This window comes from Pseudomonas sp. 478, from assembly GCF_003254125.1.
Taxonomy (GTDB): Bacteria; Pseudomonadota; Gammaproteobacteria; order Pseudomonadales; family Pseudomonadaceae; genus Aquipseudomonas.
Map to the genome: position 1 here is coordinate 640,600 of NZ_QKZG01000003.1, position 11,127 is coordinate 651,726.

The 11,127-nt window shown below is 58.6% G+C and carries 6 protein-coding genes; 1 reads left to right on the top strand and 5 read right to left on the bottom strand.

Going from position 1 to position 11,127, the window contains the following annotated elements:
* Position 1: 1 nt before the first annotated feature.
* From DFS28_RS09765 to DFS28_RS09785, 5 genes are all read right to left on the bottom strand, one after another.
* Positions 2-898 carry a TauD/TfdA family dioxygenase gene (locus DFS28_RS09765; RefSeq protein ID WP_111449553.1) on the bottom strand — a complete coding sequence of 299 codons (897 nt, stop codon included), beginning with the start codon at positions 896-898 and terminating at the stop codon, positions 2-4.
* 186 nt (positions 899-1,084) lie between these two features.
* Positions 1,085-3,631 carry an EAL domain-containing protein gene (locus DFS28_RS09770; RefSeq protein ID WP_111449554.1) on the bottom strand — a complete coding sequence of 849 codons (2,547 nt, stop codon included), beginning with the start codon at positions 3,629-3,631 and terminating at the stop codon, positions 1,085-1,087.
* A gap of 389 nt (positions 3,632-4,020) precedes the next feature.
* Entirely contained in the window at positions 4,021-5,388 is a 1,368-nt protein-coding gene (locus tag DFS28_RS09775; RefSeq protein ID WP_111449555.1) for an HlyD family type I secretion periplasmic adaptor subunit, read from the bottom strand.
* Positions 5,378-7,534, bottom strand: coding sequence for a type I secretion system permease/ATPase (locus DFS28_RS09780; protein ID WP_111449556.1), 2,157 nt, complete (start codon positions 7,532-7,534; stop codon positions 5,378-5,380). Before DFS28_RS09780 ends, DFS28_RS09775 begins: the two co-directional genes overlap by 11 nt.
* A gap of 42 nt (positions 7,535-7,576) precedes the next feature.
* Positions 7,577-8,929, bottom strand: coding sequence for a TolC family outer membrane protein (locus tag DFS28_RS09785; RefSeq protein WP_111449557.1), 1,353 nt, complete (start codon positions 8,927-8,929; stop codon positions 7,577-7,579).
* A gap of 356 nt (positions 8,930-9,285) precedes the next feature.
* Here DFS28_RS09785 and DFS28_RS09790 point away from each other — a divergent pair.
* A partial coding sequence (locus DFS28_RS09790; RefSeq protein ID WP_132834321.1) for a retention module-containing protein occupies positions 9,286-11,127 on the top strand: 1,842 nt, incomplete at its 3' end.

Consider the following 11,127-nt stretch of genomic DNA (forward strand, 5'->3'; position numbering starts at 1 on the left):
ATCAGAAAGGCGCGTCGCCCTGGATGGTGGTGCGATACAACTTGCGGCGCAGGTAGCTTGGGCATCCGGCGGCGAGATGAATCAGCGATCGGTTGTCCCAGAACACCAGGTCGTGGGCCTGCCATTGATGGCGGTAGATGTTTTGCGGCAGTACGCTGTGGGCGTAGAGCTCGTCGAGCAGTTGCTTGCTCTCGTCTTCTGGCAAACCAACGATGCGGGTGGTGAAACCCTCGCTGACAAACAATGCCTTGCGGCCGTTTTCCGGGTGAGTCCGAACGATCGGGTGGACCACTTCAGCCACCTGAGCCAGTTGCTCGGGCGTCAGCGTCGGGCGCCAGTTGCCTTCGAATTTGGTCTCGCTGTACCGCGCCGTGTAGGAGTGCGCGGCTGAATGGCCTTCGACGGCTTTGCGCAGCGCTTCGGGCAGGCTGTCCCAGGCTTTGTGCATGTCGGCGAAGAGCGTGTCGCCGCCCTCGGACGGCAGCTCCTGGGCGTGCAGCATCGAACCCAGGCTTGGCAGTTCTTTATAGGAAAGGTCGGAATGCCAGAACTTGCCAGCGTCACCGAGGCCGATGGATTGGCCGTTTTCGATGATGTTGGAAACGATGAGGATTTCCGGGTGCCCGGCCAGCAGGAATTGCTTGAGCACGTGGATCTGCAACACACCAAAGCGGCGGCTGAAGGCAATGTGTTGCTCGGGGGTAATGCGCTGATCGCGGAACACCACGACGTGATGATCCAGGTGCGCGCGGTGGATGCGGGCGAAGTCCTGATCATTGATCGGGCGGGACAGGTCGAGGCCGATGATTTCGGCACCGACGGCGCCACTGAACGGGCGGATGTCGAAGGTTTGCGGCGCGATGTTCGCGGCGCTTGGGGAAGCCGTTGCTGCAGACATAAATCACTCCCACGCACGGCACGCTCAAGGGCGCGCGCGTCGATCAAGAAACTCACGGAGGTCCCGTGTTGGTTCGTGTCGTGCGGCGCGCCGATTGGTCGGCAGGTACGCAGGAGAATAACTTTATAGGTATAAGAACTGAAATTTAAATACCGTTAGCGAATAACGATATGGCTTTTGGCGTACTTAGATGAACGCATAGTGTTTTTCCAGCCAACAACCCAAATCCTCCGCCGCCAAGGGTCTGGAGATCAGGAATCCTTGCGCGATCCGGTAACCCTGATTTTGCAGAATGCGCTGTTGCTCGAATGTCTCGATCCCCTCAGCCACTACTCTTAATTGCAAACTTTCGCCGATGCGAATGACGGCCTCGCTCAGTGCCTGACTGGTTGCGTCGCTTTCCAGGTCATGCACAAAACTACGATCAAGCTTAAGTTCCTGAATCGGCAAACGACGCAAGTAACTCAGGCTGGAATAACCCGTACCGAAATCATCCATCGCCAGGCTGATACCCAGCGCATGCACCTCTTCAATCGTGGTCAGGGTGTCGGGGTTGGTGTCCATCAGAACACTTTCAGTAATCTCCAGCGTCAGGTCCTTTGCCTGCAAACCATGTTGCTCAAGTGTCCTGGCGATGATGCTCGACAGATTGCGATTATGGAAATTGGTCGGCGACATGTTCACCGACACGGTCGGCACCCGCAGCCCTTGCTGCCGCCAAGTCGCCAATTGACGGCAGGCCTCACGCAATACCCATAAACCAAACTCACCGATCAAGCCGCATTCTTCCGCCAGCGGAATAAAACACGCGGGCGAGACTTCCCCTAATTGAGGATGAGTCCATCGCGCGAGGGCCTCAATGCCATAAAGCTCGGATCCGCCAAGGTCGATCTGCGGCTGATAAACCAAATGCAGGGCTTCGCCATCAATGGCTTCACGTAAAGCTGCCTCCAGACGCAAACGCCCTTGGGCCAGTTGATCCAATCCGTCACTGAAAAAACAGACACGTCCGCGGCCGCTGGTCTTGGCTTGATACATCGCCATATCGGCACGATGCAGCAACACCTCCATCGTACGACCGTCATCCGGAAACATACTGACGCCGATACTCACCGACGGTTTGAGGGTCACACCTGAGATCTGGCACGGAGCGCTCAGTTGCCCTCTCATCTGTTCTATCAAGTCGGTGGCATGCGCCAACGTGCACTGCGGCAGGACCAGAACGAATTCATCACCTGATAGCCGGCTGACAATATCGCTTCCTCGCCGACGTTCGGACAATCGTTGAGCAATGACGCGCAAGAACTCATCCCCGGCGGGGTGTCCAAGGGAGTCGTTGACCTGCTTGAATCGATCCAGATCGATAAACACCACAGCCAGACTCGATTGATGCCGCGAAGCTTGAGCAATGGCCTGTTCCGCCCGGGCATGCAACAAGTTGCGATTGGCCAACCCCGTCAGGTCGTCATAGAACGCCAATTGGCGTATGTGCAGGCGCGACTCCTCACGCTCCAATGCCAGGGCGCACAAATGGATGCACGCATCGACCAACAAATAGTGAAGTGGGCTCGGCTCGCGCGAGTCGCGGTAATAAAACGCGAACGTGCCCAACACTCGTCCGTCGCTGGATTTTATCGGCGTTGACCAACAGGCCTTCAAACCGAGTGGCAGCGCCAGATCACGGAATTGCTCCCAGAACGGGTGAGAAGCGATATCGCTGACCATGACCGATTCGCCACTGAACGCCGCCGCCCCGCAAGAACCGGACTCGGGCCCGACTACCGTCCCATCCAGCGCCTTGGAATAAGCGGCCGGAAGACCAGGAGCCGCCAACGTATGCAGCAACCCCTGCCCATCGACCCGCAATACCGTCGCAATCACTTCCGGTGCAATTCGCTGCACCTCCACACACGCCAGGTTCATCAAGGCTACCAGCGACTCTTCATGAACCATCGCTTCCAGCATCTTATGGCGCAGCACTTCATGCATCCGTGTGTGGGTCACATCGATCATCACACTCACGGTATTGGTCAGTTGCCCGTGAGAGTCCTGTACCGGGTAGGTGGTGACGTTACACCACACACGTTGGCCGCCCCGGTCATAACCGAATTCCTGCCCATGATAAGCATCATTCTTGACGAGCTGACGGCGGATCGCTGCAATGCGCGAAGGCGTGAAGTACGGCGCCAACACTTCGGTTGGCGTCCTGCCGAGCACTTCTTGCGCGCTGTAACCGAACATTTGCGTGAAGCCATCGTTGACGTAAATGATCGCTCCTGACGCGTCAGTAATGATGATCGCGTTCTCGGTGGTATCGACCACCAATGACAACAGGTACAACCGGCGCTGCTCTTCATGTTGCCGGGTAATGTCTTTGATAAACGCGGCGTAGAGGATCTGCCCCTGAGTGTCGATCCTGGAAATGGACATTGACCCCCATCGCCGGGAGCCGTCCTTGCACTCGATCAACACATCGCGACTGGTGCCGACGATTTTATTGATGCCGGTACGGCGGTTCGCTTCGATATAACCGTCGTGCAGGGGTCGAATCAGTTTCGGGACCAGTTGCTCGACATTTCGGCCCAAGACTTCGTCACGGCCGTAACCCCAGAGCTTTTCCGAGGCCTCATTAAACAGAATGATCCGGTTTTGACTGTCGATGACCACGACACTGTCAACGCTTTGCTCCAGGGTCTGGGTGAAGACTTGCGAGAGATCCTTACGGTTCGACATGGCGGTGATCTACTGAATGGGAAGCGATGAGGGGCTGGGATCCTTCCCAAATATCAGGCGCTCGGCGAGGCAAACCCAGCCGATTTCCGTATGCGGTCGAGTTGATCGAAATGAGGGGTCAATAACTGGTTGGATGAAATCGCAACGGCACGCAGAAAGGGCTGAAGCGTGCAGCAGGACTTTGCGAAGACATTTGAAATATCTGCATGCGGCCTGTCTCTTTATTAGTAGAAGTATCGGTCTTATGCCGATATCAATATGCCGCTACTGCACCTTTGCATGCTTGATTCAAATCAATGGGCAAGTCGAAAAGGGATATGACTTTTTCACAAACGACGCTATTTGACGCCGCTTGCTCGCGAAAAAGGGCCATCAACCCCAGACAGAAATCACCGCTCGTGCAGCGCCTCGGCCCGCGCGCGAATGATCGGCTTGAGCAGGTAGCTGAGCACAGTCTTCTTGCCAGTAATGATGTCCACCGAAGCCACCATCCCCGGGATGATCAGCAATGGCTTTTCATCCGTCCCCAGGTGACTGCGATCGGTGCGTAGCTTGATGATGTAGTAGGTGGTTTTCTTGTCTTCGTCGGTGATGGTGTCAGCACCGATCTGCTCAAGCTTGGCCTTCAGCCCCCCATAAATGGTGTAGTCGTAAGCCGTGAACTTCACCGTCGCTTCCTGCCCCGGATGCAGGAAGGCAATGTCTTGCGGGCGAACTTTCGCTTCTACCAGCAAGGTGTCGTCCAGCGGCACGATTTCCACCAGGTCGCTGCCCGGCTGGATCACACCGCCGATGGTATTGACCAGCAACTTGTTGACGATGCCGCGCACCGGCGAGGTGACCAGCGTCCGGCTGACCCGATCTTCCAGCGCCTTGCCGGTGGCCTGGGCCTTGTTCAGATCAGTGCGTGCTTCATTGAGTTGAGTCAGTGCTTCACTGCGGAATTTGCCACGAGTCTCGTCGATCTTGCGCTGCACTTCCTTGATCGCCGATTGGGCGCGAGGAATGGCCAGGGTGGTCGCGTCCAGTTGCCCGCGGGTTTCAACCTCGGCGCGCTTGAGTCGCAGCACTTCAACCGGCGATACCGCGCCCTGGGCCACCAACGGCTCGGACATGTTGATTTCCTGACGCTGCAACGCGAGACCGCTACGGTACTGCGACTGTTTGGAGGTGAACTCGCGCAGCTCTTGCTGACGCTGGATCAACTGCTCCTCCAAACCACCAATTTCATCGTGCAACTGCTGACGGCGACTGATGTACAGCGACTCCTCGCTGGCCGCCTGACCGGGCACGGCCTTGAGCACATCCGCCGGGAAATTCAGCGGACGGTCATCGACTTCTGCGCTCAAGCGTTCGACTCGCAGCAGCATCGACAGTCGATCGGCCTCGGTTTCGCCGACATTGGAGGCGAATCGCGTGTCGTCCAGGCGAATCAGCGGTGCGCCGGCCTCGACGATCTGCCCTTCGGTCACGAACAACTCGGAGACGATACCGCCCTCAAGGTTCTGGATTTTCTGGATCTTGGACGAGGGAATCGCCTTGCCGTCGCCCTTGGTGACTTCGTCGATCACGGCGAAGTTGGCCCAGAGCAGCAGGAACACGAAGAAGCCGATGATCGCCCAGATGGTCAGCCGCACCACACGTGGGGCGTCTTCGATCAGCGCTTTGTTGACCTCGGGAAGTGGCTGGCCATGCAGCGAATCGGAGCCTTTGAAATAACGGCCGATCGAATTTTTGAAACCCGACTTAAGCAACACTGATCTGCCCCTTCTTCAACGCTTCCATCACTGCGGCTTTCGGGCCGTCGGCGAGTATCTGCCCGCGGTCGATGACGATCAGACGATCCACCAGCGACAACAGCGAAGCCCGGTGCGTCACCAGCACCACGGTCTTGTTTTCAACCACCGCCGCGAGGCGTTGCTTGAGGCGTTCTTCGCCGGTGTTGTCCATGGCGCTGGTCGGTTCGTCGAGCAGCAGGATCGGCGGGTTGAGCAGCAACGCACGGGCCAGGGCAACGTTCTGGCGCTGACCGCCCGACAGGTTCTGCCCACGCTCGCCGACTTGTAGTTCATAACCCTGTGGGTGCAGACGGGCGAATTCGTGGACACCGGCCAGCTCGGCCGCTTGCAGCACCATTTCGTCTTCGACATAGCGCGCGCCCGACACCAGGTTGTCGCGCAGGGTCCCGGCCAGCAACTGGATGTCCTGGGCCACGTAGCCAATGTTGTGGCGCAATTCGCTGACGTCGATCTGACGGATATCGACGCCATCCACCAACAGCGCGCCATCGTCAGGCTGGTAAAGGCCTACGAGCAATTTGGCCAGGGAGCTTTTCCCCGAGCCGCTGCGCCCGATGATGCCGATCTTCTCGCCAGGCTTGATGATCAGGTTGATGTTCTTCAGCGCTGCGTTCTGTTGGTTCGGGTAGGTGAAGTTCATCTGCCGGCATTCGATGGCCCCTTGCAGCACATTGCGGCTCAGTGGGCGTTCATCGAAGTTGCGCTCTTGCGGCAGCTCCATCATCTGATCGACCGAGGTCATGGTTACCCGCGCTTGCTGGTAACGCGTCAGCAGGCCAGACAGCGAGGCCAGCGGGCTGAGTGCGCGGCCACTGAGCATGTAGCAGGCGATCAAACCGCCCATGCTCAGGTGACCGTCGATGATCTGGTACACGCCGAAGACGATCATGATCACCCCGGCCAGTTGCTGGATCAGCAAGGTGATGTTCATCGCCAGTCCGGAGAGCATTTTCACCCGCAGTTCGAGGCGGCTGAGGGTGCCGATGGTTTGCTCCCACTGATATTGGCGTTCGCTTTCGGCGTTGTTGACCTTCACTGCATCGAGACCGGCGAGGGTTTCGATCAGGCTCGACTGCCGCTCGGCGCCCAGGGCCATGGTTCGCTCCATGGTCGCCACCAGCGGCTTCTGCAAGGCATAGCCGATTAGCAGGGCAATCGGGAACGCCAGCACTGGAATCCACACCAGATGCCCGCCGAGAATTGCAATGACCATGAAGATCAGCAACGTAAACGGCAGATCGATCAAGCTGGTGAGGGTCAGCGAGGCGAGGAAGTCGCGCAGGCTCTGAAACTCATGGATGTTTTGGGCGAAGCTGCCGACCCGTGCGGGGCGGTACTTCATGGCCATGCCGACGATGCGCTCGAACAACGTGGCCGAGATGATCAGGTCGGTTTTCTTCCCGGCCAGGTCCAGGCAGAGGCTGCGCAGGCTCTTGAGGATCAGGTCGAACAGGTACGCCCCGGTGATGCCGATGGCCAACACCCACAGGGTCGATTCGGCCTGGTTCGGCACGACGCGGTCGTAGACATTCATCACGAACAGCGGCGCGGCCATGGCAATGATGTTGATCAGGAAGCTGGCGGCGATGGCGTCGGCGTACAGCCAGCGCGAACGCTTGAGGGTGTCGCGGAACCACGAGCGCGCGCGCGGAATCAGCGTGCCGTGATTGACGTCGAATTTGTGCTGGGGTTGAGCGAAGAACACTTTGCCGATGTAGTCATCGGCCAGCAGTTCGCGGCTGACGACACTTTCGCCACCATCGCTTTCGCTGAGCAGCAGGCGCGCCTGGTCGTCACCGTGCCAACCAATAAGGACGGCACTGCGACCATCCTTGAGCAGCAACAGCGCCGGCATGGCAATCGCCGGGATCTGCTCCAGTTTGCGCACCAGCACCCGCCCTTGCAGGCCGGCGCGAGCGGCCGCGCGGGGCAGCAGTTCAACAGTCAGGCGCTGCTTGGGCAACGGCAGGCCGGTGGTCAACATCGCGGCGCTGGCCGGTTTCTGATGCAGGATGCAAAGAGCCAGCAAGCCGTCCAGTAACGGATCGTCGTGCAGCGCGCGTGGATCATGAATGAGTTGAACTCGACTGACTTCTGATTCCACGCTCGGCACTCTTGGCTAACAATTGAACAATGAAGGTTCTGCTCAGTTCAGACCGGGCAGTTGAACCTTGGGCTTCACGTCGTTTTGCACAACGGATGCCAACGGTGCGACCACTCCCTGGCTTTTGAGCAACTCGCCCATGGTCGCCTTGATTCGGTATTGAGTAAATAACTGAATGTTCTTGATCTCCGCCAGACGACGAGAAGCCGAGAATAGCTCGTTTTCACTGTCGAGCAGGTCGAGCAAGGTGCGCTCACCGAGACTGAACTGCCTCTGATAGGCGGTGCGCACGCGGGTGCTGTGATCGACATATTGCTGGGCGATCGGCACTTGGGCATTGGCGTTGTTCAAGGCATTCCAGGCCAGGCCCAGATCTTCGTTCAACACGCGCAAGGCGTTGTTGCGAATATCCAGCGCCTGGTTGGACAGGTAAGACTTGGCTTCCAGATCAGCCTTGTTGCTGCCGCCGGAGTACAGATTGAAGCGCATGCGCAACATGGCCTGCCATTCATTGCTGTGACCGTTCTGGCCGTCGATATCGTTGTCGGCAGTGCGACCCAATTCGGCATCGAAGCGCGGGTAGAAGGTCGACTTGGCGGCTGCGTACTGTTTCTCGGCAGCGGCAATGTCGGATTCGGCGGAACGCAGGATCGGGCTGTTTTCCAGCATCTGCGCCCGGGCTTCATTCAGGCTGGCCGGCAACAGCGCCATGAAATCGGAAGGACGCTCCAGTTGATCGGGCATCTGGCCAACGGCGCTGAGGAAGTTGGTCTCGGCGTCAGCCAGGTTGGTCTGTTCGGTAATCAGGTTGTTGCGGGCCTGGGCCATACGCGCTTCGGCCTGATCGAGGTCGGCGCCGCTGCCCACGCCACGCTGGGTGCGCAACTTGATCTGGTCGAAAGTCCGTTCGTGGTTCTTCAGGTTATCGGTCGCCAGACGCACGAACTCACGGCGGGTCAGTACGTCGAGGTACACCTGAGCGACAGTGAGCGCGGTGCGTTCGGACGTGCCCAGCAAGGAGTAAGCGCGGGAATTAACGGTGGCTTGTTGACGCCCCACTTCACTCGACGTCGCAAAACCGTCGAAAACCATTTGCGACAACCGCACGCTCGACTCGCTGCGATTCAGGTTTTCCCAGTGATTGTTGTTGCCGGCGGCACGTGTGGTGACGTTGTCAGTGCCTTCGCGACCATAGCCGCCCAGCAGATCGACCCGCGGGAGGTATCCACCTTTTGCGGCCTTTAACTGATAATCCGCGGCCAATCGACTGTTAACGCCTGCCTGGATCTCCGGATGGACATCCAATGCCTGTTGCATGGCTTCCGGTAGGGATTGCGCCTGAACGAAACTGGCGGCAAGGGCGAAGGGTAAAGCCTTGAGCAGGTGCAAACGCATGGTTGGAATTTCCAGGATTTACTTGTCTTGAGTCACTGCAGATCGTGCCGCTGCATCGGATGATGACATCCGGAATGACCGTATGTCGGAAAATTGCATTTTGGAACTGCATCACACTCTCTGGCACGTGCCAGCACTTAAATATCAATGTGACATTACGGAAGCGAGTGTTTAGGATGGCGGGCACAAGGTCAATAGTTTGGCATAAAGTTTATATCGAAAAAATATAGCCAATTTATTGACTAATACCCGCGTCAAAGTTGTGCCTCTTATATCTTGAATGAACGTCCAGACTGTTTGGCAAACACGCCGCCAGGTTCATGGAAGTCAACTGAATGCGACACCCGGAGAGTCTTATGAGCAGTGTTGTGGCCATCGTCAAAAGCATTGTCGGTCAGGTTTTCGCGGTGTCCCCAGAGGGCATTCGCCGCGTACTCGTTGAAGGGGATCGGTTGTTTGTCGGCGATCAGGTAGACACCGGCGCAGCGGGCGCCGTTACGCTTGAACTGGCTGACGGCCGAACCCTGGACCTGGGCCGCGACACTCAGTGGAGCGGCAGCGCGCCGGATTCCAGCGCTGACCTTGCACAAGCCACTGAACAAGCCGCGCCATCGGTTAAAGAGCTGCAGCAAGCCATCGTTGCCGGCGCCGACCCGACGACCGATCTTGAAGCCACTGCGGCCGGCCCGACGGCCGCCGGCACAGGCGGCGCGGCAGGTGGCGGCCACAGCTTCGTGATGCTGGATGCAACCGCTGGCCGGGTCGACCCGACCATTGGCTTCCCAACCAACGGTCCTGATTCCACTGCCACAACCACCACACTCAATATCGGCAATCAGAACACCACGGCCACCAACGCTCCGGGCGTACTGACCGCGGATACTGGCACACAGGCCGAAGACAGCGTCGCGACCGGCAATGTACTGAACAACGATAGCGATGCCGACACGCCACTCAGCGTCGCCAGCTTCACCGTCGCCGGCATGGCCGGTAGTTTCACCGCAGGCCAGACGGCGACCATCGTCGGCGTCGGTTCGTTGACCATCGGCACCAATGGCGACTACAGCTTTACTCCGGACGCCAACTACAACGGCGCTGTACCGCAAGTCAGCTACACCACCAACACCGGCTTGACCAGCACGCTGGATCTCACCGTGACGGCGGTCGATGATCCGAGCGTTTTGACTGCAGACACACAAACCATCGCAGAAGACACCCCTGCGATCGGCAATGTGCTGAGTAACGACAGCGACATAGACAACGTCCTGAGCGTGTCCACCTTCAGCATCGCCGGCGTCAATGGCACCTTCACAGCCGGCCAGACCGCCACCATTGCCAATGTCGGCACCCTGGTCATTGCGGCCGATGGCGCCTACACCTTTACCCCGGCGGCCAACTACAACGGCACGGTGCCGACGGTTAGCTATACCGTCATTGACGGCTCTGGCTCTGGCGTCACGTCGACCTTGAACATTGATGTTACCCCTGTGGATGACAGCTTCATCGACGTCAGCGAAACCGTGACCACTTCCGAAGACGCTCCAGTCAGTGGCAGTGTGCTGGCGGGTACTTCCAGCGTCGACGGTGCGGTCAGCGTGGTCAACTTCACCGTCGGTGAGACCACCTATGCCGCTGGCAGCACCGCGACTATTGCCAACGTTGGCACCCTGGTCATCGGAGCTAACGGCGCCTACACCTTCACCCCGGCGGCCAACTACAACGGTGCGGTGCCAACAGTCAGCTACACCGTCACCGACGGTTCCGGTTCTGACGTCACCTCGACCTTGAACATCAGCGTCACCCCGGTCGACGACAGCTTTACCGATGCCAGCGAAACCGTGACCACCAGCGAAGACGCTCTGGTGACCGGCAGCGTCCTCACCGGGACCTCGAGCGTCGACGGTGCGGTCAGCGTGGTCAACTTCACCGTCGGTGAGACCACTTACGCCGCCGGCAGCACCGCGACTATTGCCAACGTTGGCACCCTGGTCATCGGAGCTAACGGGGCGTACACCTTCACCCCGGCGGCCAACTACAACGGTGCGGTGCCTACAGTCAGCTACACCGTCACCGACGGTTCCGGTTCTGACGTCACCTCGACCTTGAACATCAGCGTCACCCCGGTCGACGACAGCTTCACCGACATCAGCGAAACCGTGACCACCTCCGAAGACGCTCCGGTCAACGGCAGCGTGCTC

Bases quoted from the DNA above. Each gene is read 5' to 3' on its own strand.
- DFS28_RS09770 (WP_111449554.1), bottom strand. From the start codon at position 3,631: ATGTCGAACCGTAAGGATCTCTCGCAAGTCTTCACCCAGACCCTGGAG.
- DFS28_RS09785 (WP_111449557.1), bottom strand. From the start codon at position 8,929: ATGCGTTTGCACCTGCTCAAGGCTTTACCCTTCGCCCTTGCCGCCAGT.
- DFS28_RS09765 (WP_111449553.1), bottom strand. From the start codon at position 898: ATGTCTGCAGCAACGGCTTCCCCAAGCGCCGCGAACATCGCGCCGCAA.